20 protein-coding genes are annotated in these 23404 nt (G+C 73.0%); 11 read left to right on the top strand and 9 right to left on the bottom strand.

The window, feature by feature from the left end; all coding sequences use genetic code 11:
* Positions 1-43: 43 nt before the first annotated feature.
* Positions 44-940 (bottom strand): dTDP-4-dehydrorhamnose reductase, encoded by an 897-nt coding sequence (gene rfbD, locus ACWIX7_RS17125; protein WP_448617628.1) that lies wholly within the window; start codon positions 938-940, stop codon positions 44-46.
* The gene (rfbB, locus tag ACWIX7_RS17120; RefSeq protein WP_448617627.1) at positions 937-1944 is read right to left on the bottom strand and encodes a dTDP-glucose 4,6-dehydratase; all 1008 of its coding nucleotides are present in this window, start codon (positions 1942-1944) and stop codon (positions 937-939) included. Before rfbB ends, rfbD begins: the two co-directional genes overlap by 4 nt.
* Before the next feature lie 187 nt (positions 1945-2131).
* Here rfbB and ACWIX7_RS17115 point away from each other — a divergent pair, with 187 nt between their 5' ends.
* From ACWIX7_RS17115 to ACWIX7_RS17100, 4 genes are read left to right on the top strand one after another with little or no spacing between them, the layout of a single operon-like run.
* Positions 2132-3622, top strand: coding sequence for an SDR family NAD(P)-dependent oxidoreductase (locus ACWIX7_RS17115; RefSeq protein ID WP_448617626.1), 1491 nt, complete (start codon positions 2132-2134; stop codon positions 3620-3622).
* The gene (locus ACWIX7_RS17110) at positions 3612-4487 is read left to right on the top strand and encodes a glycosyltransferase family 2 protein (protein ID WP_448617625.1); all 876 of its coding nucleotides are present in this window, start codon (positions 3612-3614) and stop codon (positions 4485-4487) included. The genes ACWIX7_RS17115 and ACWIX7_RS17110 overlap by 11 nt, the downstream gene beginning before the upstream one ends.
* Before the next feature lie 38 nt (positions 4488-4525).
* Complete coding sequence (locus ACWIX7_RS17105) at positions 4526-5764, top strand: CDP-glycerol glycerophosphotransferase family protein (RefSeq protein ID WP_448617624.1); 1239 nt, start codon at positions 4526-4528, stop codon at positions 5762-5764.
* Positions 5761-6576, top strand: a complete 816-nt coding sequence (locus tag ACWIX7_RS17100; protein ID WP_448617623.1) for a CDP-alcohol phosphatidyltransferase family protein — start codon at positions 5761-5763, stop codon at positions 6574-6576. Before ACWIX7_RS17105 ends, ACWIX7_RS17100 begins: the two co-directional genes overlap by 4 nt.
* 6 nt (positions 6577-6582) lie before the next feature.
* Here the strand turns inward: ACWIX7_RS17100 and ACWIX7_RS17095 are convergent, their stop codons facing one another.
* A complete protein-coding gene (locus ACWIX7_RS17095) occupies positions 6583-7839 on the bottom strand; it encodes a peptidoglycan DD-metalloendopeptidase family protein (RefSeq protein ID WP_448617622.1) in 1257 nt (418 codons plus the stop codon).
* 286 nt (positions 7840-8125) lie between these two features.
* Here ACWIX7_RS17095 and ACWIX7_RS17090 point away from each other — a divergent pair, with 286 nt between their 5' ends.
* Positions 8126-9406, top strand: a complete 1281-nt coding sequence (locus ACWIX7_RS17090) for an acyltransferase family protein (protein ID WP_448617621.1) — start codon at positions 8126-8128, stop codon at positions 9404-9406.
* A 252-nt stretch (positions 9407-9658) separates the two neighbouring features.
* On the top strand, positions 9659-10372 hold the full coding sequence (locus ACWIX7_RS17085; RefSeq protein WP_448617620.1) for an SGNH/GDSL hydrolase family protein: 714 nt from the start codon (positions 9659-9661) through the stop codon (positions 10370-10372).
* Positions 10373-10786: 414 nt separating this feature from the next.
* Here the strand turns inward: ACWIX7_RS17085 and ACWIX7_RS17080 are convergent, their stop codons facing one another.
* The 5 genes from ACWIX7_RS17080 to ACWIX7_RS17060 all read right to left on the bottom strand — a co-directional run bounded on the left by ACWIX7_RS17080 (position 10787) and on the right by ACWIX7_RS17060 (position 17045).
* Positions 10787-12316 (bottom strand): glycosyltransferase family 2 protein, encoded by a 1530-nt coding sequence (locus tag ACWIX7_RS17080; protein ID WP_448617619.1) that lies wholly within the window; start codon positions 12314-12316, stop codon positions 10787-10789.
* Between the two features lie 272 nt (positions 12317-12588).
* Entirely contained in the window at positions 12589-14352 is a 1764-nt protein-coding gene (locus tag ACWIX7_RS17075; protein ID WP_448617618.1) for a stealth family protein, read from the bottom strand.
* 40 nt (positions 14353-14392) lie between these two features.
* Positions 14393-15157: an ABC transporter ATP-binding protein gene (locus ACWIX7_RS17070; RefSeq protein WP_448617617.1), complete on the bottom strand. Its 765-nt coding sequence runs from the start codon at positions 15155-15157 to the stop codon at positions 14393-14395.
* Positions 15157-15975: an ABC transporter permease gene (locus ACWIX7_RS17065; protein WP_448617616.1), complete on the bottom strand. Its 819-nt coding sequence runs from the start codon at positions 15973-15975 to the stop codon at positions 15157-15159. The genes ACWIX7_RS17070 and ACWIX7_RS17065 overlap by 1 nt, the downstream gene beginning before the upstream one ends.
* Positions 15976-16004: 29 nt before the next feature.
* Positions 16005-17045, bottom strand: coding sequence for a glycosyltransferase family 2 protein (locus ACWIX7_RS17060; protein WP_448617615.1), 1041 nt, complete (start codon positions 17043-17045; stop codon positions 16005-16007).
* A 751-nt stretch (positions 17046-17796) separates the two neighbouring features.
* Here ACWIX7_RS17060 and ACWIX7_RS17055 point away from each other — a divergent pair.
* The 5 genes from ACWIX7_RS17055 (at position 17797) to ACWIX7_RS17035 (ending at position 22494) form a co-directional block, all read left to right on the top strand.
* Positions 17797-19155, top strand: coding sequence for an LCP family protein (locus ACWIX7_RS17055; RefSeq protein WP_448617614.1), 1359 nt, complete (start codon positions 17797-17799; stop codon positions 19153-19155).
* A 132-nt stretch (positions 19156-19287) separates the two neighbouring features.
* Entirely contained in the window at positions 19288-20088 is an 801-nt protein-coding gene (locus ACWIX7_RS17050; RefSeq protein WP_448617613.1) for a TIGR03089 family protein, read from the top strand.
* Between the two features lie 42 nt (positions 20089-20130).
* Complete coding sequence (locus ACWIX7_RS17045) at positions 20131-20940, top strand: CoA transferase subunit A (protein ID WP_448617612.1); 810 nt, start codon at positions 20131-20133, stop codon at positions 20938-20940.
* Positions 20937-21605 carry a CoA transferase subunit B gene (locus tag ACWIX7_RS17040; protein ID WP_448617611.1) on the top strand — a complete coding sequence of 223 codons (669 nt, stop codon included), beginning with the start codon at positions 20937-20939 and terminating at the stop codon, positions 21603-21605. Before ACWIX7_RS17045 ends, ACWIX7_RS17040 begins: the two co-directional genes overlap by 4 nt.
* 67 nt (positions 21606-21672) lie before the next feature.
* Entirely contained in the window at positions 21673-22494 is an 822-nt protein-coding gene (locus ACWIX7_RS17035; RefSeq protein ID WP_448617610.1) for a DUF1028 domain-containing protein, read from the top strand.
* Positions 22495-22545: 51 nt separating this feature from the next.
* On the opposite strand, the gene ACWIX7_RS17030 is transcribed toward ACWIX7_RS17035, so the two are convergent.
* Complete coding sequence (locus tag ACWIX7_RS17030) at positions 22546-23379, bottom strand: HpcH/HpaI aldolase/citrate lyase family protein (protein WP_448617609.1); 834 nt, start codon at positions 23377-23379, stop codon at positions 22546-22548.
* Between the last annotated feature and the right edge of the window lie 25 nt (positions 23380-23404).

Here is a 23404-nt window from a genome sequence, read left to right as displayed (position 1 = left end):
TGCCCCGTCCCGCTGGTCACTCCGGCCCCACGGGTCACAGGCCTCAGCGGTGCGGCCACTCCTGCAGGGCGAGGTGCAGCGCCGTCCGCCAGGGCCGGGGCGCGGGCAGGCCGGCGGCCAGCCACGCGCTGCCGTCGAGCACCGACCACGCCGGGCGGGGCGCCGGTCGCGGGAAGGCCTCGGTCGTCGTCGGGGTCACCAGGGCCGGGTCGGCGCCGACCTCCTCGTAGACGGCGCGGGCCAGGCCGTACCAGCTGACCGCGCCGGCGTCGGTGCGGTGCAGCACCGGCGGCACCGGACCGGACCGGGCGCCGAGCGCCACCAGGCCGGTGGCGAGGTCGGCCGCCCACGTCGGCGAGCCGACCTGGTCGTCGACCACCGACACCGGGGCGCCGTCGAGGGCCCGGCCGACCATGGTGCGCACGAAGTTGCCGCCGTGCGCGCCGTACACCCAGGCGGTGCGGACGACGGTGGCGTCACCCCCGGCGGCGGCGACCGCGCACTCCCCCGCCGCCTTGGTCCGGCCGTAGGCCGAGCGCGGCGCCACCGGGGCGTCCACCGGGTAGGGCTCGGTGGCCTCGCCGTCGAAGACGTAGTCGGTGGAGACGTGCACCAGCCGCCCGCGCCCGGCCAGCTCCTCGGCCAGCCAGCCGGGGGCGCGGCCGTTGACCAGCAGCGCGGTCTCCTCGTCGCTCTCCGCGGCGTCGACGGCGGTGTAGGCGGCGGCGTTGAGGACGACGGGACGGGCGCCGCGGACGCCGTCCAGCCAGCGGCGGACGACGTCGCGCACCTGCCGCTCGTCGGTCAGGTCGAGCTCGACGCGCCCCAGCGCGGTGACGGCGTCCCCGGGCCGGCGGGCCAGGACGGCGAGCAGGTCGCCGCCGAGCTGCCCGCGGGCGCCGGTGACCAGCCAGGCGATCGGCAGGTCGGGTCCGGTCATGCCCGGACGGTGCCCGCCGTGCCGGCGAGCCCGGCCTTGAGCGGCTCCCACCACGCCCGGTTGTCCCGGTACCACTGCACGGTGAGGGCGAGCCCGTCCTCGAAGCCCATCCGCGGCGCGTAGCCGAGCGCGGCGGTCTTGGAGTAGTCCACCGAGTAGCGCAGGTCGTGGCCGCCCCCGCGCGGGTCGACGATGTTCTCGACGTAGCTCCAGTCGCGGCCGGTGGCCTCGAGCAGCTTCTCGGTCAGCTCCCGGTTGGACAGCTCCCGGCCGCCGCCGATGTTGTAGAACTCGCCGGGCCGCCCCTTCTCCACGACCAGCTGGATGCCGCGGCAGTGGTCGTCGACGAACAGCCAGTCGCGCACGTTGGCCCCCTCGCCGTACAGCGGCACCTTGTGCCCGTCGAGCAGGTTGGTGACGAACAGCGGGATGACCTTCTCGGGGAAGTGGTACGGCCCGTAGTTGTTGCTGCACCGGGTGATGGAGATGTCCAGCCCGTAGGTCTTCGCGTAGGCGCGGGCGATCAGGTCCCCGCCGGCCTTGGCCGCCGAGTACGGCGAGTTCGGCTCCAGGAGGTGGTCCTCGGTCCACGAGCCCTCGTCGATCGAGCCGTAGACCTCGTCGGTGGAGACGTGCACGACCCGGCGGACGCCGTGCCGCAGGCAGGCCTCGAACACCTGCTGGGCGCCGAGCACGTTGGTCAGCACGAACTCCGAGGCGCCGGTGATCGAGCGGTCGACGTGCGACTCGGCGGCGAAGTTGACGACGACGTCGTGGCCGGGCAGGGCGGCGTCGAGGTCAGCGGCGCTGCAGATGTCACCCCGCACGAAGCGGTAGCGCGGCGAGTCGGCCACCGGCGCCAGGTTGGCCGGGTTGCCGGCGTAGGTGAGCTTGTCGAGGACGGTCACCTCGGCGTCCTCGAAGCCCGGGTAACCGCCGGTGAGCATGGTCCGGACGTAGTGCGAGCCGATGAAGCCCGCTCCCCCGGTGACGAGCACGCGCATGCGCCGATCCTCCCGCGCCCCGGGGACGGGGTCATCCTCCGGCGGGGTGAGGCGTGTCGCGCACCGCGGGTCCCCGATCCGGGGCTCATCACCGTCGTGCAGCGGGCCGGGACTCGTTCGTCACGGGAGCACCGGACGGCTCAGCCACCCCGACGCCGGCGGGACACGCCGTTACGATCCTGTGGTGGTGAGCTTGCGCAACGTAGCTGTCGTCCTGGCCGGGGGCACGGGCACGCGGGTGGGGCTGTCCATCCCCAAGCAGCTCATCAAGGTCGCCGGCAAGCCGATCATCGAGCACACCATCGGAGTGCTCCACGCGTCCCCGCTGATCGACGAGATCGTCGTCATGATGACGCCGGGCCACCTGGACGCCGTCCACGGCATCCTCCGGTCGGGCGCGTACCCCAAGGTCACGCGCGTCCTCGAGGGCGCCTCGACGCGCAACGCGACCACCCAGCGCGCCATCGACGCGCTCGGCACCGAGGAGTGCAACGTCCTCCTCCACGACGCGGTCCGGCCACTGCTGACCCAGCGGGTCATCGCCGACTGCGTCGACGCGCTCGACGCGTACGAGGCCGTGGACACCGCCATCCCCTCGGCGGACACGATCATCCAGGTCGACGAGACCGGCCGGACGATCGACGACGTCCTCCGGCGGAGCCGGCTGCGCCGGGGCCAGACGCCGCAGTGCTTCCGCCTGTCGGTGATCCGGCGCGCCTACGAGCGCGCGGCCCTCGACCCCGACTTCGAGGCGACCGACGACTGCACCGTCGTCCTCCGCTACACCCCCGACGTGCCGATCGGGGTGGTCCGCGGCGAGGACCGCAACATGAAGGTCACCGAGCCGATCGACGTCTACCTCGCCGACAAGCTCTTCCAGCTCGACAGTCACGACGCCCCCCAGTCCGGGGACGAGTCCGAGTACCGGGCGGCCCTCACCGGGAAGACGGTCGTCGTCTTCGGGGGCAGCTACGGGATCGGCGCCGACATCGTCCGATTGGCCGAGTCCCACGGGGCCACCACGTTCACCTTCAGCCGGTCGGCCACCGACACGCACGTGGAACGCCGCGCCGACGTCGTCGCGGCCTGCGAGACGGTGCTGGCGGCCACGGGCCGGGTCGACTACGTCGTCAACACCGCAGGGATCCTGCCCCAGGGCGAGCTGGCGGAGACCAGCGAGGAGATGGTGTACATGGCGACCGAGGTCAACTACCTCGCGCCGATCCACATCGCCCAGGTCTTCCACCCCCACCTCCGGCGGACCGGCGGCTCGCTGCTGCTGTTCACCTCCAGCTCCTACACGCGGGGACGCAGCGGCTACAGCCTCTACTCGTCCGCCAAGGCCGCCGTCGTCAACCTCACCCAGGCGCTCGCCGACGAGTGGGCCGCAGGAGGGGTCCGGGTCAACTGCGTCAACCCGGAGCGGACCGCCACCCCGATGCGGACCAAGGCCTTCGGCCAGGAGCCCGAGGACACGTTGCTCACCTCCGAGGCGGTCGCCCAGACCTCCCTGGACGTCCTCATCTCGTCCTGGACCGGGCACATCGTCGACGTCCGGCGGGAGGACGAGCTCTCCAGCCACCTCAACGCCTCGGTCGCCGCGGAGGTCCTGCACGAGGAGGAACCCGGCGACCTCGTACCCGTGGGCGTGGACCCGGACGCCGTGCGTGGGAACTGACCAGCCGCTGGTGGGCGTCGTCGTCCTGACCCAGGGGCGGCGCCCGGGCGACCTGGACCGGGCGGTGCGTTCGGTCCTCATCCAGGAGGGCGTGCGCACCGACGTCGTCGTCGTGGGGAACGGCTGGACGCCGCAGGGCCTGCCGGACGGGGTCGGTGCCCTGGCCCTGCCCGAGAACGTCGGCATCCCGGCCGGCCGCAACGCGGGGGTGCCGCACGTGGCCGGCGACCTGCTGCTGTTCCTGGACGACGACGCCGCCCTCCCCGATCCGGGGTTCCTGGCCCAGGCGACCCGGCGCTTCGCCGTCGACCCCCGGCTCGGGATGCTCCAGCCGCGGGTGGAGGCCGCCGGTGACGGCGAGCCGCCCCGCCGGTGGACGCCCCGGATGCGGGTCGGCGACCGCACCCGGTCCAGCGCCGTCTTCTCCGTCTGGGAGGGCGCGGTCGTCACCCGCCGGTCCACCTTCGCCGCCGCTGGTGGGTGGCCGGCGCCGTTCTTCTACGCCCACGAGGGGATCGAACTGGCCTGGCGGGTGTGGGACGTCGGATCGACCGTGCGGTACGCCGGCGACCTCGCGGCCGTGCACCCGGTGACCGCGACCACCCGCCACGCGGACTTCTTCCGGCTCAACGCGCGCAACCGGGTCTGGCTGGCGCGGCGGAACCTCCCGTGGGTCCTCGGTGTGCCCTACGTGCTGACCTGGACGGCGCTGCAGGTGGCCCGGTCCGCGCGTACTCCCTCCACCCTGCGGCCCTGGTTCGCGGGCTGGTGGGAGGGATGGCGCACACCCCCCGGCGCCCGCCGTCCCCTGCGCTGGCGGACGGTGGCCCGCATGGCCCGGCACGGCCGGCCACCGATCGTCTGACCAGTACCGTCGCTGCGGCCCGACCCCAGGAGCTGTCCTTGCCTGCCCTCTTCCCGCTCACCCCGGCCCGGATGCGCTCGTCCGCCGGTCGCCTGGTCCGGCGCCTCGGACTGCAGCCCGGAGGTGATCCGGACGGCCTGGGTGAGGACGCCGCCCTCGGCGACGTGGTCCTCGACCAGCGGATCGTCGTCTTCTTCCCCGAGCCGCTGCGCAACGCCTACCAGCTGGAGCAGTGGCTCGAGCCGCTCACGGCGCTGCACGAGCGGCACGGCGTCGTGGTCCTCACCCAGGACAGCCGGACGACGGCGCACCTGCGCCGCGTCACGACGCTGCCCGTGCTGTGCGTGGCCTGGACCGCCACCATGGAATCGCTGCTCCGGCGGAGCTCGCTGGCCCTCGCGCTGTACGTCAGCCACCACCCGCGCAACTTCCAGTTCCTCCGCTGGCCGGAGCTCGCGCACGTCCACCTGGGGCACGGCGACAGCGACAAGGCCGTTTCGGCCTCCAACCAGCTCAAGGCCTACGACCGGGTGTTCGTCGCCGGGCAGGCCGGCGCAGACCGCATCCTCGACGCACTGATGTGGTTCGACGCCGGTCGGCTGGTGCACGTCGGACGGCCCGCCCTCGACCCCCCGGCAACGCGTCGACGGTCCGCGGCCGCCCCCGCCACCGTGCTCTACGCGCCCACGTGGGAGGGCGCGCAGCAGTCCATGTCGTACAGCTCGGTGCCCAGCCACGGCGTCCCGCTGGTGCGGTCCCTGCTGGGCGCCGGGATGCGGGTCGTCTACCGGCCGCACCCGCGCACGGGGGCCAATCGCACCGACGTCCGAGCCGCCGACACCGCCCTGCGGGCGCTGTTCACGGAGGAGGCGGTCCGCCGCACGGCGAGCGTCGTCGACACCGCGTCGCCCCTGGAGACGGCCTTCGCGGGCGCGGACGTGCTCGTCACGGACGTCTCGTCCGTCGCCGTGGAGTGGCTGCCGACCGGTCGGCCGCTGGTGGTGACCGTCCCGGCCGAGGCCGGCGCCGTCGTGGGCAGCTCGCCCCTGCTGGACGCCGTCCCCCGGCTGTCGGCCGACGACGCCGCCCGAGCCGGCGAGCTGGTCCGCCGCTGCCTGGGCGACGACCGGGAGCGGGGTCGGCGGGAGGCGCTGGTCGAGCACTACCTGGGCGGCACGGACCCCGCCGCGGCCCTCGCCCGGTTCCTCGACGCCTGCGACGCCATCATCTCCGAGCGGGACGTCCTGCAGGCCAAGCTGAGCCGAGCGGTCCGATGACCCCCGACCGTCCCACCTGGCCCAGCATCGCCGACCTGCGCCAGGTCACCCAGCCGCCGGCCATCCGGGGACGGCGGACCGCCGAGCACTGGACCGGCGACCTGTACATGCGGCGCATCTCACCCCACCTGACCCGGCTGCTGGTGCGCGCCGGGCTGACGGCGAACGCGGTCACGGCGCTGATGATCGTCACCGGCGCCGCGTCGGGGATCGCCCTGCTGGTCCCGGGCCTGTGGGGTGCGGTGCTGGCCGTGCTGCTGACGCAGCTGCAGATGCTCTGGGACGCCAGCGACGGCGAGGTCGCCCGCTGGCGCGGGACGTCGAGCCCGCTCGGCGTCTTCCTGGACAAGGTGGGCCACTACCTGACCGAGTCCCTCATCCCGCTCGCGCTGGGCGTGCGCGCCGCCGGCGGGATCGACGACGTCACCTCCGGCTACGGGTGGACGACGCTCGGGGCGCTGCTGGCCGTGGTGATCGTCCTCAACAAGGCGCTCAACGACATGGTGCACGTGGCGCGGGCGTCCGCCGGCCTGCCCCGGGCCGCCGACGACGAGGCCACGACCGCACCGCGCGCCTCGGGTCTGGCCCGGCTGCGGCGCATGGCCCGCTTCGTGCCGTTCCACCGGCTCTACCACTCGATCGAGCTCAGCCTGCTGGTCCTGGCGGCCGCCGTCGTCGACGTCGCGACCGGCGACCTGACCGGGACCCGCGTGCTGCTCGCCGTGCTGATCCCGGCGTCGCTGCTCGCGGTGGCCGGGCACTTCGTCGCGATCGTGTCGTCGTCCCGGTTGCGGCCCGGATCGGCCGCCTGACCCGCGTCAGCGCAGCGTGGTCAGCTTGCGCGAGATCCCCCAGGGGCTGGAGCCGGCGTCGCTGGTGGCCCGCACCGTCACCTGGTAGGTGGTGCCACGCCGCAGACCGTCCCACCGGTGCGTCAACTCGGCGGCGGGGACCTCGACCGAGCTCCACGCGCTCCAGGCCGACCCGGTCCAGTAACGGATGCGCGCCGTGTAGGAGGTGACCGGCGTCCCCTGGGGGACGGCGCCGTACCAGCCGAAGCGGACGTAGGTGGTGCCCGGTGTGAGGTTGCGGTCGGTGCGCGGCGCGAGTGGCGCGGTGGCCGGCGTCGCCTTCGCGTACGCAGTCCACGCGCTGTTGCCGCCGACGCTGCGCGTGCCCGCCGGGGTGTGCGCCAGGACCCGGAACCGGTAGGTGCGGCCGTTCTCCAGCCCGGATATCGTCGTCGACAGCGAGCCGGCCGGCACGGCCCGGTAGCTCATCGAGTGCCAGGCGCCGACGCTGGGGCCCCAGACCTCCATGGAGATCGCGTACCGGTCGACCGGAGCGGGCGTCGTGGCCGGGGGGGTCCAGGTCAGGGTGGCGGTGCGGTCACCGCGCCGGGCCGACAGCGATGCCGGCGCCGAGCTGGTCGACGAGGCGCTCGGCAGGCAGCTGTTGTCCAGCTGCGGCGTGGAGAACTCCACCTTGCCGAGGTCGTTCCACGACGTCTCCCCCCAGGCGTTGGGGAAGCTCAGCCGGGTCCCTCCTTGGCAGCCGTAGAGACGCTTGGGGTCGATCCGGGGGCCGGTGACGCCGCCCGTCCGGACCTCGAAGTGCAGATAGTCGGTGGTGCAGGGCGCGTGGTCACCGCTGTGGCCCATCGTCCCGATCTGCGTCGACGGGGTGACCAGCTGGCCGTCCCTGACCGTGATCGTGTCGAGGTGGTTGTACTTGGTGACCAGGCCTGCACCGTGGTCGATCCACACCCAGGTGCCGCTGGCCTCGGTGGTCCCCGTCCGACATCCCGGGTCGGAGGCACCGACGTGCACGACGCCGGCACCTGCTGCGTAGAGGGGATCACCGAGTTCGCCGAGGAAGTCGATGGCCCAGTAACCGTGGTAGACGTTCCCCGAGTCCAGCGGGCAGTTCGTGTACGTGCAGGAGACCCGGGCCGGGTCACGCAACGGCAGCCACAACGGGTCGCTGAACGGGCGAGAGGGATCGGCCGCCCAGGTCGCTGCCGGCGTCGCCTCGGCGGGGGCCGCCGCGGCCGGTTCGGCGAGAGCGGTCGGCACCGCGGCTCCCGTGCTCGCGACCAGAGTCAGGACCGACGTCGTCACCGCACGTCGCAGCAACCGGCTTCCCACCATGTCAACGACCTCCCTGGTCGTTGTGGCATCGGCAGGACACCCCGGACCTTGAGCCGGACCGACCGACGGGCACCCGATCGGGTGGCCGGACGGACGGGTCCTCCCCTGGCCGGTGAGGTCCCCGTTACGGGCGTGGCTCAGGCGCCGGGAGTGCCGTCCCGCCTCTGCGCGCGTGCCGCCACCAGGGTCAGGTCGCACATACGGTGATCGGGTGCTCACGTCCAGCGCTTCTCCGACGGTGCCCCGCGGCCGGCTCGCACCCCAGCAGCCCGTCCGGTTCCGGGTCCTCGACGGCCTCCGCTTTGTCGCGGCCATGTCCGTCGTGGTCTTCCACTTCACCGCCCGGGCCCACGAGGACTGGGGCACGTCGGTCGACCGCGCCTTCCCGACGCTCTCCCGGTACGCGGCCTACGGGACCCTCGGCGTCGAGTTCTTCTTCATCATCAGCGGGTTCGTGATCCTGATGACGGCGTGGGACCGCTCCCTCGCCGACTACACGGCGTCCCGCATCGGCCGCCTCTTCCCCGCCTACTGGGCCGGCGTCGCGCTGAGCACCCTGCTGCTGGTGGTCCTGTGGCCGGAGGGTCGGCCGGCCGACCTGGGCCAGGCGCTCGTCAACGCGACGATGCTGCACGAGGCGTGGGGCGTCCACCGGCTGGAGGGCGTCTACTGGACGCTCTGGATCGAGCTGCGCTTCTACGTCCTCATCGGCGTCTTCATGGTGATCGGCCTGACCCGCGCCCGGATCCTGGCCTTCTGCGCGCTGTGGCCGGTGGCCGGCGCCATGGCGGCCACCAGCGACTCCGCACTCCTGCAGGCCGTGCTGCTGCCGACGCACGCTCCCCTGTTCGCCGGCGGCATGATGCTCTACTTCATCCACCGGGAGGGGCACTCCCTCCTGGCCTGGCTGCTGGTGGCGACGAACGCCATCCTCGCGGCGAACGCCGCCGACCGCGGCGCGGTGGGCCGGATCGACGACATCACCGCGGTCGAGCACAGCTCTCCGCTCGTCTGGGTCGTCGTCCTGGGCTTCTTCGCCGTCGCCGCGGCGGCGTCCCTGACCCGGCTCCGGGAGGTGCGCTGGCGCTGGCTCACCGTGCTCGGCGCCCTCACCTACCCGCTGTACCTGGTCCACGAGTTCTGGGGTCGCTACGTCATCCACCTGCTGACCCCCGCACTGCCCAAGTACGCCGTCCTGGTGGTCGCCTTCGCCGTGACCGTCACGCTCGCCTGGGCCGTCCACCGCCTGGTCGAGCGCCCCTTCGCCGGCCGCCTGCGCCGCAACGTGCTCCGGACGCTGCAGGAGCTGCAGCACCCGACAGCTCCCGAGGCCGCCGTCCCTGCGGGTCCCACAGCCACCGGTCGCCCCGGGAGCCGGCCGGACACCACCGGGACCTCGGCCCGACACGAGAACTCGGCCGTCACGGCCCGGATCCCCGTGGCGGGGAGCGTCGCGACGGAGTCCCGACCCTCGGCCCTCTCCCGCTCCTGACCGCGTGCACGCGCCCGTGACGCGAGCCGAACGACCGTGCGGTACCCCGATCGGGGCGGTCGTCCCGACGTCGCCGGTCCGCGCCGCCGGGAACGGGCGGCCGCACCCTGGTCACGCCGCTGCGTGCCGTCACTTCACAGGATCTGCATGATCACGCGAAGTGATCAAAGTCGCCGGGGCTCCCTGGATCTCTACCGTGTGTCACCGGATGGGGCGATCGACGCTCACGCAGCGTAGCGGTGCACTGGATGGGTGACCTCGCGTTCCTGGCGTCTCAGCGTCGTGGCCTGCCTCCTCGCCCTCGTCGGCGCACTCGTCGTCGTGAGCCCACCGGCCACAGCCGACGCGGCGGCCCGGCCGGTGGTCGCCGTCGTCGGCGACTCCTACACGGCGGCCTGGGGTGCCGTGTACAAGCGGTTCCCACCGACGACCGAAGGCGCCTGGTGGCGCTACACCGCGCAGCAGCTGGGCTGGACCCCCGGCACAATCGTCGCCTCGCCCGGCGGCGGCTACGTCAAGCGCGGGGACAACGGGACCTTCGCCCAGGCGCTGCGGGCCCACCCGATCGACCCGGAGACCGACTACGTCCTCATCCAGGGCGGGCTCAACGACGAGGCGCAGTCCCCCAGCGCCGTCATGACGGGCGTGCGCGACGTCCTCAGCGTCATCCGTGCACAAGCACCCGGCGCCGTCCCCATCATCATCGGTGGCTTCCTGCCGTCCCCCAGCACGGTGACCCCCGGCTACGTGCAGGTCGCCCGCGCCATCGGTGACTCCCGTGCCACCGGGACCACGCGGTACATGACCGGGTTCATGTGCTCGTTCAGCCTGGCCACCGACCGACGCCACCCGGATGCAGCAGGGCACCGCACCATCGGCCGCTTCGTCGCCTGGCACATCGCCCACGGCCTGGACAACGCGCCGCCCCTGCACAAGGACCCGACCGGCAGCTTCTACACCGTCTGACGCAATCCACAGCCGCTCGCCCCGGGCGCCCGGGTCGGCGCCCGAGGCGGGCGGCAGCTGCCCTGCGGCAATGCCCCGGGGGCAGGTGGTCGGCGCCGGCTCGGCCAGGGTCTCGGCCGACGAGCCGTGCCGCTCGAGGAGCCGCAGGGCCACGAGACCCTCGCGGGACTCCTCGTCGAGGACGGGGACGTCGACGCACTGACCGTCGCCTTGTCCGGTCCGGTCACCGACGCGGCGGCGCCCCGGCCGGCTCCTCCGTCCCGGCACCTGTCGCAGCCGGGGTCGCGCCGCCCACGCCGCCCCTGACAGCGGCCGGCTCGGCGCACTCAGCCGGGGGAGGCGTACGCCCTCGCCACGAACGCACAGGTCCCACGGCCACACACAGGCGGCCGTGGGACCTCCGCATCCCCTCGATCAGGCGGTCATCGCCACCTCGGCGAGGGTCTCGGTCGACAGGCCGTGGCGCTGGAGGAGCTGCAGGGCGTACCGGACGTCCTTCTCGCCCAGCTTCTCGGCCAGCTGCCGCATGCCGTCAGGCCAGCGCCCGGCCGCATCGGCGAGGACGTCACGGCCTCGGCTGTCGCCCCGGTGCAGGGCGAGGAGCCCCTCGAGGAGGGCGCCGTACCAGGGGAACTTGTCGAAGGTCGCGGAGAGCGACGTGGCGAGCTTGCCGGCGCCCTCCTCCGTCCTCGCCAGCTCGAGGGCGATGTTGAAGATCTTCTCCTCGGCGCCGGGCAGGAACTCCTGGACCACCTCGAGGACCTCGCGCTGGTCCCGGCGGCCGTCGCTGACGGCCTTCACCACTCGCTTGCTGCCGACCACGCTCGCCCGGACGGACTTCGTGGGGACCTCGTTCCACTTGCCGACGACGAAGAAGGCAGGTCGGCCGTCGATCACCCGGTCGCAGCCGACGATGCGTTCGACGACGTCGTTGATGACCACCCGTACCGCGCAGTCCTGACCTGGCTGCAGGCCGTCCACGGTGCCGATGACCCCGTCCCGGGAGGCCGTGAGCACCACCGGCTTCAACCGTCGCCCGGGCAGCTGGTCGACCACCTGCTCGAGCCGCCGGACCTCTGCACGCACCCGGTCGGCCATCGCGGCGGCCCGGGTCTCCTCTCGTGGCAGTCGCTCGTAGCGCTCGAACATCGTCAGGTGCCGGTGCGAGAGCGTGGCGCGGTCCGCCTTCGGCAGCTTGCGCCGCTCGACCCACTCCGCACGCGACTTGGTGAAGTAGTGGTGGACCAGCACCTCGCCGTCCTCGGCCTCGACCAGGTCGATCGGCATCCTGTCCGACCAGCGGGGGGGCTGGTACCGGTTGTCCGCGTAGCGGCCCCACATGAGGTCGGCGATGTGGGTGCGCATCGCGAGCACGGCGTCGCTGCGGAACAGCGTCTTCACGCTGGGGCCCGGCTTCTCGGCGCAGTTGGTGAAGCGCTCGATCACCAGGCCCGGTGTCTTCTCCTCCTGGCCTCCCGACCCGAACACCAGCCACGGCAGTGCGTAAGCCGTGATGGAGGGGTCGCGCGTGGTCCCGCGGCGGATGAAGTCCTTCACCGTGCCGGTGCGGGGCACGACGAATTCATCGAGGTCGCAGATGAGGACCCAGTCGTACTCCCCGGCGTGGTTCTCGAGGAAGTGCTGGTAGGCGTGCCGCTGTGGCGGGATCCCCTCCCGGCGCGGCCAGTGCGTCCGGTGGACGACGCCGGCGGCATCCAGCGATGTCAGCAGTTCGGAGGTGCCGTCGTCGGAGACGTTGTCGTAGACGTGGATGCCGTCGAAGCCGGCCAGCCGGTGGTAGGCGACCCACTCGAGCAGGTAGTCCCGTTCGTTGCGGGCGATGGCGCACACGGCGATGCGCAGGTCGTCGGGGTTCGCGGCTGCCGGAGCGGGCTCGGCGGCGGCTGACCGGGCGCGGGTCACCCGGGAGAGGACAGAACGCATGGTGCGGCTCCAGGGACGGGGGTGTTCGGCGTGGGAACGGGGGCGTTCACTCGGTGGCTGAGCGCCCGACGGTGGCGGTCACGCGCTGAGGAGGATGGGGGCCGGCCCACCACCCGGCGGTACGGGCGATGGGCACCGCCAGGGCCCCACCGTGGCGGCCGCGCCGGTGCGGCGACGGGCGTCGCCGCCGCCGCACGCCGCAGGCGTGGCTCACCTGCCGCTCATCCGCCGGCTCCGGCGTCGTCCCCGGCGGGGACCGCCGACGCCGGGGATCACCCGGCTGCCTTCTCGAAGCTGCTGGCGAGTGGGAAGTACCGGGACAGGAAGGCGTGCAGCATCCGCTGCTGCTCGAGCGGGTCGACCCCGGAGGTGTCGTGGTCGTTGAGGCAGAAGGTGTCGTAGTCACGGCTGCGCAGCAGTCGCTCGAGACGCCGCGCGGTGGTGGGAGCAGCGATGTCGGCGTAGAGGTAGCGCAGGCGCCCCTCGACCGCCCGGCCGCGCAGGTACGCGTAGTGCTGGTGCAGCGAGGACACGACGGAGAGGTCCCGCGGGCTGCGGAACTGGGCCGAGGCCGTGGCCTCGAACTGCTCGGGGAAGCGCTCCTCCATCTCGAAGAGCACGTCCTTGAGCAGGCTCTGCGGGACGTGCTTGAACTTGTTCGTCGTCGTCCGGCCGAACTCCTTGAACAGCAGGTCGCGGTTGTTCTTGCCGCCGCTCATCACCGGCCGGTCGAAGGGACCCGTGGGACCCAGCCCGAGCTTCGCCGTCGAGGTGGCGAAGCGGGCGATCCCGTTGCCGTGGAAGAACAGCCTGGGCTCGACCGGCCGGCCGAAGAAGAAGTCGTCGTTCAGGTAGAGGAAGTGGTCGCTCAGGCCCGGGATGTGGTGCAGCTGCGACTCGATGGCGTGCGAGTTGAAGGTCGGCAGCTTGCCGCGGTCGCCGAACAGCTCCCGGTGACTCACCACGGTGATCCGGGGGTTGGTCGTGTCCAGCCACGGCGGGACCTGGTCGTCGGTCACGAGGTACACGTGACGGACCCAGCCGGCGTACATGTCCAGCGACCGGAGGGAGTAGCGGAGCTCGTCCCGGGACAGGAAGCGGGACTCGTTGCTGGCGTACTCGTTGAGCTCGCCGAGGCCGACGGCGGCGTGCGCAGCGGCCTTGCGCTCCTGCCAGGCGGGGTCGCTGCCGTCGACCCAGGTGTAGACGACGTCGATGGGGAAGTCCACGTCGAAGACGTGCTGCGGGCTCAGGACCGGGAGCGCCGGGCGGCTCACCCCGTCGACCTGCCAGCGGGCCGGCTCACCGATGGTGCTGGGGACGGCGTCCACCCACCGGTTCCGGCGCGGTGCGATCCAGGACCCGGCGGCCAGCGGTTCACCGGTGGCGTGGTCGTCGGGCTGGTCCTCCTCGAGCACCCGCCAGAACTCCACGACGCACCCGAGCTCGCGCGCCCCGAGCGCGATCGACGTCTCTCCACCGGCGCCGTCCGGGACCGACGGCACGGCGTCCACCGAGTAGACGGTGTAGGCCGCGGCCGCGCCGGTCTCCTCGGTGACGTGCGTCAGCCGGACGCTGGGCCGGTTGGTGTGCGGGTGGACCTCCCGGACGTAGAACGGGAGCCGGTCCCCGGCCGACTGCAGTGCCGCCCAGGTCGCACCCCGGTCGCCCTCCGCGATCGCGATGATGCGTCGACGCGACGGGGACGCATCGACGACCAGGTGGTCGATGCCGGCCGCCTCCAGGGCGTCGGCGACGAACGCCGCGTTTCGGGCGAGGGCGTCGTGCGCGGTGAACGAGCCGGTGGGACGCGCGAGCAGCTGTTCACCACGGTAGGTGACGACGGTCAGCGGACCGTCGATCTCGGTGGCGCCCGTCCGCAGCAACCGGGCCACCCCGGCCTCCTGACGACGCCGCTGCCACGCGGTCGTCCCGTTGCCGACGTCCCGGATCAGCCTCCAGACCGGTTCTGGCACGGTCCGGTACACCCGCTGCTGCACGTGCAGCGGTACCGCCTTCTTCAGGTTCCGACGCATCTGTCCCCTCCCTGGGATCTGGCTGCGGCGCACACGGGCGTCAGCCGCGGTTCGCGTTCGTCTCGTTCTCGGCGCCGTACTCCGCCAGCACGTCGTCCATCGGACCGTCCGCGACGAGTCGGCCGCCGCGCAGGTAGATGCCGCGCCGGCAGAAGCGGCGCAGGTCCGAGTCGCTGTGGGACACGAGGAACAGCGTGCGCCCCTCGGCGGTGAGCTCCTCGATGCGCGCGTGGCACTTGCGCTTGAAGACCTTGTCCCCCACCGCGAGGACCTCGTCGACGAGGATGACCGGCTCCTCGAGGCGGGAGACGACGGCGAACGCCACGCGGACCTTCATCCCGCTCGAGAGGTGCTTGTAAGGGGTGTCGAGGAAGTCCTCGATCTCGGCGAAGTCGACGATCTCGTCGAAACGCGCGTCGATCGCGGCCTTCGACATGCCGTGCAGCCCCGCGGTGAGCCCGATGTTCTCGCGGACGGTCAGGTCGTTGACGAAGCCACCGGTGATCTCGATCAGGGGCGCCACCCCGGCCCGCACCTCGACGCGGCCGGTGTCGGGCAGCATGACGCCGGCGATGAGCTTGAGCAGCGTCGACTTGCCGTGTCCGTTGCGGCCCACCACGCCGATCGTCTCGCCGGCCGAGATGTCGAAACTGACGTCGTTCAGCGCCCAGAACTCGTCCCGGCGCACACCGTTCTCCCGGCGGAGCAGCAGGTCGCGGACGCTGCGGTGCCTGCGGCCGCGGTGGAAGCGGACACCGACGTCCCGGACGGAGATCACGGTGCCTCCGGTGGTGAGGGTGCTCATCAGATCTCCTTGAGCACGGTCCGCTCGAGCCGGGCGAACACCAGCCAACCGACCACCAGGAGGCCGACGGACAGGACGGCGGACACGAGGACGTGCTCCCAGTGCACGTGGCCCGGGTAGAACCCGGCACGTACCAGCTCGACGATGCCGGCCAGGGGGTTGAGAGCGAAGAGGGCGTCCCAGGGCTCGGGGACGTCCGGGACGGCGAAGATCACCGGGGAGGCGTAGAAGCCGAGCCGCAGGGCCAGCCGGACTATCCGCTCCAGGTCGCGGACGAGCACCACGAGCGGGGAGAGCAGCAGGCCCAGGCCGAGCAGCAGAACCGCCTGCAACAGCGCAGCGGGCAGTATGAGCAGCACGTGCCAGGAGACCGGGACCGCGTACACCGCGACGAACAGGAACAGGACGGGGAGGCTGAGGGCGTACTCGACACCCTTGGAGAGCACGACCCGCAGGACCCAGACCTCGCGCGGCACGTTCGTCGAGCGCACGAGCTTGGCCTCGGTGTGCAGCGCTCGCGCCGCGTCGGTGACCGCACCGTTGAACCAGGTCCAGGGCAGCAGACCGGCGAGCAGGAACACCATGTACGGCTCGGCGCCCACGGTGCGCGTGAAGACCTGGGTGAAGATGAACCAGTAGATGCCGGCGAGCAGCAGCGGCTCGAGCACCGACCACAGGTAGCCCAGCGCCGACGACGCGTAGCGCACCTTGAGGTCGCGCGCCACGAGCAGCTGGACCGCGCGTCGGCGGTGCCACAGCGCACAGGGGCGGGCGATGACGCCCGACACCTGCCCGGCCACCCCGCTCTGCGCGCTCACCGGAGCCAGTGTCCCAACGGCGTCGGCCGTCATGCCGTCGTCCTCCGGGTGGAGCGGCGACCCGGCCGCCGCCCGAAGAGGAAGCCGCTGCCCCAGCTCAGGTGGATCGTGGACAGCACGACCGGGAGCCAGGCGCGCGCCCGCCACGGCAGACCTCGGCTCTCGGCCAGCGAGGCGACGACCGCGCCGACGCCGTAACCGAGCGGACCGGCCCACCCCAGCTGCAGGACCGGGGACTGGACTACCGTGCCGACGGCGCCGGCGACCGCGCCGACGAGGATGGCGGCCGTGGCAGCCGGCGGCGCCAGGTAGCGCGGCCGGATGGAGTCCGGGTGCTGCCGGATGACCTCGCGGCGCCAGCGGCCGGTGTGGAAGAACTGCCGGACCAGCTCGAGCCAGGACGACCGCGGCCGGTAGGTCACCGCGAGGTCCGGCGAGAACCAGACGACGCCGCCCGCCTGCCGGATGCGGTGGTTGAGCTCCCAGTCCTGGGCGCGGTGGTAGTGCTCGTCGAAGCCACCCAGGAGGTCGAGCACCTCCCGGCGGAACACCCCGAGGTACACGGAGTCGACCGGCCCCTCCTCGCCGCCCACGTGGAAACTGCCACCGCCGAGGCCGACCCTGGACGAGTAGGCCCGGGCGACCGCCTGCTCGAAGCCCGTGACGCCGACCGCCATCATCAGCCCGCCGACGTTGGCCGCACCGGTCGCCTCGAGCAGCGACACGGCTCGTTCGAGGTAGCCGGGCAGCAGGATGCCGTGCCCGTCGACGCGCGCGACGATGCCATGACTGGCCGCCTGCACCGCGATGTTGAGACCGCACGGGGTCTTGCCGCTGGGGTTGCGCACCAGCTTGACCCGCGGGTCGGAGGCGGCCAGCTCGCGCGCGATGCGGTCGGTGTCGTCCTTCGACGGCCCGAGGGAGAGGATGAGCTCGACCTCACCGCAGTACTCCTGGGCCAGGATCTGCCTCACGCTCGTGGCCAGGTGCCGCGCCTCGTTGAGCACAGGCATGACCACCGAGACGGCCGGCCACACCCGGGCAGCCGCGACGGCAGGTGTGTCGTGCATGGGGCCGTCCGGCGCCGGTGCGTATGTCTCAGTCATGGCGCGGTGACTCTAAGCAGCCACTGCGGCCCGGATTCAGTCGGACAGGTCGATTTGTCAGCATCTGCCCGCCGCGACACGCCCCTCGAGTCACATCGGCAACAGACTTCTCCCGCGTCGCGACGAACCGCTCCGTCCGACCCCCGAGGGTGGCGAGCGCTCGGGGGCCTTCGGCGAGTACTCCCCCCGGGGTCGCTACGCCCGGGGCGGACCCGCGGGCGCTACACCGGCCGGCTGTCCGCGTGCGCCACGAGGGCGGCTCACCCGCGGCGCGAGCCGTGCGTGGGACGGGTGCGATCCTCCCCACCCGGCCAGGTGGCACCGCTCGTCACACGTGTCCCGTTTCGCCACGTGACGTGAGCCCGCGGTGGCTCAGGGCACCTAGCATCGCCTCAACCTCCGGGTCGATGCCCGCCGCGGCGGCAGCCGACCGAGTCCGGTCCCGAGCACGACGCACGGGGGTCGTGTCCGCGGACCAGTACGAGGAAGGACGCCTCACGTGAGCCCGAAGAAGCCCGGACCTCCCGCAGCGGGTGGCAGCCGCCAGCTGCCTCCCCGCCTGGACCCGAGGGCCGGCCGCTCCGGCTCCTCCCGCAGCGATGCCCGGTCCTCCCGCGCGGCAGTTGACACCCCGGACGGCGATAGCCGACCGCCGGGCAGCCGGACGCGACGCGCGGCCACCGCGGCGCGGGTCCTCGCCGGCGTCCTCTCCGTCGTGCTGCTCGTCGGGTCCGGCTGGGGCTGGTACCTCGGTCAGGTCGCCGAGGCCTCGGTCAACCGCACCGACGCCATCCCCACCGACGGTAACGAGGGCAGCGGCGGTCCCGAGGCCATGAACCTGCTGCTCGTCGGCAACGACAACCGGGCCAACCTCACCGAGGAGCAGCAGGACGCCCTGCAGACGGGCGGCGACTCCGGCATCAACACCGACACGATGATCCTGGTGCACGTCCCGGCCGACGGTTCCCGCGCGTCGTTCGTCTCCTTCCCGCGCGACTCGTACGTGGCGATCCCCGGTCACGGGATGGACAAGCTCAACGCCGCCTACGCCTACGGCTACGCCGAGGCATCGGAGTCGGCGACCGAGGAGCAGCGGCAGTCCAGCGGCGCCCGGCTGCTGGTGCAGACGATCAGCGGGCTGACCGGCCTGCAGATCGACCACTACGCCGAGGTCGACCTCCTCGGCTTCTTCAACCTCAGCTCGGTCGTCGGCGGCGTCGAGGTCAACCTGTGCAAGGCCGTCGACGACCGCAAGTACTCCGGCGCGGTGTTCCCGGCCGGGGTCCAGACGATCAGCGGCACGCAGGCGCTGCAGTTCGTCCGCCAGCGGCACGGCCTGCCCCGCGGCGACTTGGACCGGATCGTCCGACAGCAGGTCTTCATCGCCGGGGTGCTCCGCAAGATGCTCTCCGACGACGTGCTCCTCGACCTCGGCAAGCAGCGTGAGCTGACGTCGGCGGCGTCCCAGTCCCTCACCATCGACCAGGGCCTGGACCTGTTCCGGCTGGCCCAGCAGATGCAGTCGGTGACCGCCGGCAGCATCCAGTTCCAGACCATCCCCAACCTCGGGACCGACCGGGACGAGCAGGACCGCTCGATCATCCGGCTGGCGGACGAGGACACCCTCCACCAGTTCTTCGGCGACCTGTCGGCCGAGCCCGCGAAGGCGGCCAGGGCGACGCCCGCGGCGCCGAAGACGGTCGCGCCGTCCGCGGTGACCGTCGACGTCTACAACGGCTCGGGGACCCCGGGCCTGGCCGCCCAGGCCGCCGCCGCGCTGGGTACCGCCGGGTTCGCCGTGGGGACGACCGGCAACGCCGACTCCTCCGACCATGCCACCACGGTCGTCCGCTACGCCCCGGGTGACGAGGCACTGGCCACGACGCTCGCGAACGCCATCCCCGGCGCGGGCAAGAAGAAGGCCGAGGACGCCTCCTCCGGCACCGTGCAGCTGGTGCTCGGCTCGGACTTCAACGGGATCGGCCAGGCCGTCGACCCGGCCGCCCCGGCGGCTCCCACCGAGGAGAAGAAGGAGGCCGCGCGCACCGCGGCCGACACCGACTGCATCAACTGAAGGAGGACCCTCCTGCCCCCCACCGTGAAAGGACCTCCCCGCCCCCCACCGCTCGCAAGCTCGCGGTGGGACCCCGCGGGGAGGCCACCGGCGGGCCCCTGCAGGAGGGCCGTCACCTGGGAGGCTCGAGGCATGCTCGACTCCCCGCAGACCCCCGCCGACCTGCTCACCGCGACGCTGCGCCGCGCACCGGCGGCGCCGCTGCTGACCTCCTACGACGACCTCGGCGGTGGGCGGGTCGAGCTGTCGGCGGCCACCCTGGCCAACTGGGTGGCCAAGACGGCGAACCTGCTGCAGGACGAGTTCGACGTCACCGGGGGCAGCACGGTCGCCGTGGCGCTGCCGGTGCACTGGCAGACCGCGGCGGTGCTGCTGGGGGTGTGGAGCTGCGGGGCCACGGTCCTCGACACCGCGGCCGAGGACGACGGCCGGCTCGACGACGCCGACGTCGTCCTGGCCGCGCAGGACCGGCTCCCGCCGCTCGAGGAGCAGGGGCTGCCCGAGCTGGTCGGCCTCTCCCTGCACCCGCTCGGCATGGGCATGACCGGCTACACCGGCCCGGCCCGCGACTTCGCCCTCGAGGTCCGCGGGCACGGCGACGTCTTCACCCCCTGGCAACGGCCCGACCCGGCCGCGCCCGGCCTGCTGCTGGGCGCCCTGGAGCTGACCCTCGGCGGGCTGGTGGACACCGCCCGCGAGCTCGCGGGGCGGCTGGGTCTGGTCGAGGGCGACCGGGTGCTGGTCGACGACCGCACCGCCGCCGAGGCCGGCCCGGTCGCGTGGCTGCTGGCCCCCCTGGCCGCCGGTGCGTCGATCGTGCTCGTCCGCTCGCCCGACCTCTCCCTGCTGCCGGGCCGCGCCACGGCGGAGAGGGTCACCGCTACGCTCGGCCGGACGATCGACGGCATCCGCGAGCTGGGCCGTCCTGCCTGACGCAGCTCCCCAGCCGCCCGGACGGACGGACGGTGTTCCCGCATGGACAAGGTGGTCGGCAGCGCCGCTGAGGCGGTCGCGGACATCAGGGACGGCGCGGTGCTCGCCGTCGGCGGTTTCGGCTTGTGCGGCGTGCCCATCAAGCTGATCGACGCGCTGCTCGAGCAGGGCGCGTCCCGGCTGACGACGATCAGCAACAACTGCGGCGTCGACGACCAGGCGCTGGGCGTGCTGCTCTACGCCGGGCGCATCACCCGGACGATCAGCTCGTTCGTGGGCGGCAACAAGGAGCTGGCCCGCCTCTACCTGTCCGGCCAGCTGTCGGTGGAGCTGACCCCGCAGGGCACGCTGGCCGAGCGGCTGCGCGCCGGCGGCACCGGCATCCCGGCCTTCTACACCCCCACCGGCGTGGGCACGATGGTCGCCGACGGCGGCATCCCGGTGCACTACGACGCCGGCGGCAACGTCGTGGAGACCTCCACCCCCAAGGAGATCCGGGAGTTCGACGGCCGGCAGTACGTCCTGGAGACCGCGCTGACCGCCGACTTCGGCCTGGTCCGCGCCGCAGTCGGTGACCGGCACGGCAACCTGGTGTTCCACGAGTCCGCGCGCAACTTCAACCCGCTGGCCGGGATGGCCGGGCGGGTCACCATCGCCGAGGTCGAGGAGCTCGTCGAGCCCGGCGAGATCCGGCCCGAGGACGTGCACCTGCCCGGGGTCTTCGTCAACCGGGTGGTCGTCGTCGGCCCGGAGGGCAAGGGGATCGAGAACCGCACCACCCGCCCGCGCACCGACCGCTCCGCCGCGCCGGCCGCTGCCGGCGACGAGGCCACCGAAGGGGACCCCCGATGAGCCTGACCCGTGACCAGCTCGCCGCCCGGGTCGCCCTCGAGCTCGAGGACGGCCAGTACGTCAACCTGGGCATCGGGATGCCGACCCTGGTGCCCAACTTCGTCCCCGACGACGTGCACGTGGTGCTGCACTCGGAGAACGGCATCCTCGGCGTGGGCCCCTACCCGTTCGAGGGCGAGGAGGACCCGGACCTGATCAACGCCGGCAAGGAGACCGTGACGATCCTGCCCGGGGCGTCCTTCTTCGACTCGTCGCTGAGCTTCGGCATGATCCGCGGCCAGCACCTCGACGTGGCCGTGCTCGGCGCGATGCAGGTCAACCCCCGCGGCGACCTGGCCAACTGGCTGATCCCCGGCAAGATGGTCAACGGCATGGGCGGCGCGATGGACCTCGTCCACGGCGCCCGCACGGTGATCATCATGATGGAACACGTCGCCCGCGACGGGTCACCCAAGCTGGTCGAGGAGTGCACCCTGCCGCTGACCGGCAGGGCCTGCGTGGACCGGGTGGTCACCGACCTCGCCGTCATCGACGTCACCCCGGGGGGCTTCGTGCTCCGCGAGACCGCTCCTGGCGTCAGCGTCGACGACGTCCAGGCCGCCACCGGAGCCCCGCTCACCGTCGCCGACGACGTCCGCGAGATGCCGCTCCCGGCGACGGTGTGACCGGGAGGTCATCCGGAGACACAGTCCCTCGGGTCACGGGGTCGACGAGCGCCGGCGAGGCGGTGCCGTGACCTTCTCGGTCGTCGCGCGGGACCCGGCGACCGGAGAGCTGGGCATCGCGGTGTCGTCGTGCATCCTCGCCGTCGGCCGGGCGGTGCCCAGCGCGCGGCCGGGGGTCGGGGTGGTCGCGGTCCAGGCGCGCAGCCGGCGTGGCCTGGGCCAGTCGCTGCTGACCGGCCTCGCCGACGGCGCCGACCCGGCCGACCTGGTGCGGGCGGCGGCGCACGCGGCCGAGGACGTCGACCGGCAGATCGCCGTCCTCGACGCGACCGGCCGCGTCGCCGCCGACACCGGGCGCGGGTCCTTCCCGGTCAGCGGCCACCTGGTCGGCGACCAGATGAGCGTGCAGGGCAACATGCTGGCCTCACCGGAGGTGCTGCCGGCGATGGCACAGGCCTACACCGCCGCCCGCGGCGACCTGCCCGACCGGCTGCTCGCCGCGCTGACCGCCGGGCAGGACGCCGGCGGCGACGTCCGCGGCCGGCAGTCCGCGGCGCTGCTGGTCGTCGGCGGGACGCCGGCCAGCGACGAGGACGACGGCGTCCGGATGGACCTGCGGGTCGACGACTCGGGCGACCCGGTCGCGCAGCTGCGGATGCTGCGCAACCTGCAGCGCGCCTACGACGAGCGCGACTACGAGACCCTCGCGCTGTTCGCCCCGGAGGGCGCCCGCGACCTCTACGCCGCGCTGGCCGCCTCGCAGCGCGGGGACCGCGACGCGGCCCGGGCGGCACTGGAGGCGATGCGGGCCCGGCCGGGCTGGGCGACGTGGCTGGCCGCGATGGCCGGCGACGCCCGGCTCGCCGGGGTGTCCCGGCTGCTGGAGTGAGCGCGGGGCCGGGTCGGGCCCCCGCGCCCACCCCGGCGGCCTCGCGCGCGGTCAGGCCGGCTCGACGCCGAAGGTCTGCGCCAGCCGCTCGATCTTGCGCGCGCGGCCGAGCCGGGGCTTGTCGCTGCCGTCGCGGATGACCCGGCCGCGGGCCTCGAAGTCGGCCAGGAAGTCCCGCGCCCAGGCGACGTCCGACGGCGTCGGGCTGATGACCTCGTTGATCACCGGCGTCTGCTCGGGGTCCAGGCAGAGCTTGCCGGTGAGCCCGAGGGAGACGGTGACGGCGGTCTGCTCGCGCAGCACAGGGTGGCTGCTGCTCACCGTCGGGCCGTCGATGGGCCCGGGCAGGCCACCGATCCGGCTGGCCAGGACCAGCCGGGAGCGCGGGTACGCCATGGCCAGGTCGTCGGCGCTGGTGCCGGTGTCGCGGCGGTAGTCGCCGCTGCCGAAGGCCAACCGGAAGGCGCCGCGGGCACGGGCGATGGAGACGGCCTCCTCGATGCCCAGCGCGGACTCGACCAGCGCCAGGACGGGCGTGGAGCCGCCGAGCCGGTCGGCGGTCTCGGTGACCTGCTCCCCGGCCTCGGTCTTGGCCAGCATGACGCCGAGCAGGCCGGGCACCCCGGCGAGCTTGGCGACGTCGTCGTCCCAGAACTCCGTCGAGCGGTCGTTGATCCGCACCCAGGCCGATCGGTCCCCGCGCGAGAGCCACTCGATGACGCCGGCGCGGGCCTCGTCCTTGTTCGCGGGGTCCACCGCGTCCTCGATGTCGAGCACGATCTGGTCGGCTCGCGACTCCGAGGCCCGGTCGAACAGGTCGGTACGGGCACCGTTGACCAGCAGCCAGGAGCGCGCGTCCTCGGGACCCACCTTGCGTTGTCTCACCACGCCCCCATCCTCGTACCGTGTC

The organism is Geodermatophilus sp. URMC 65 (assembly GCF_053502545.1).
This window is presented reverse-complemented; position numbering and strand designations above follow the sequence as displayed.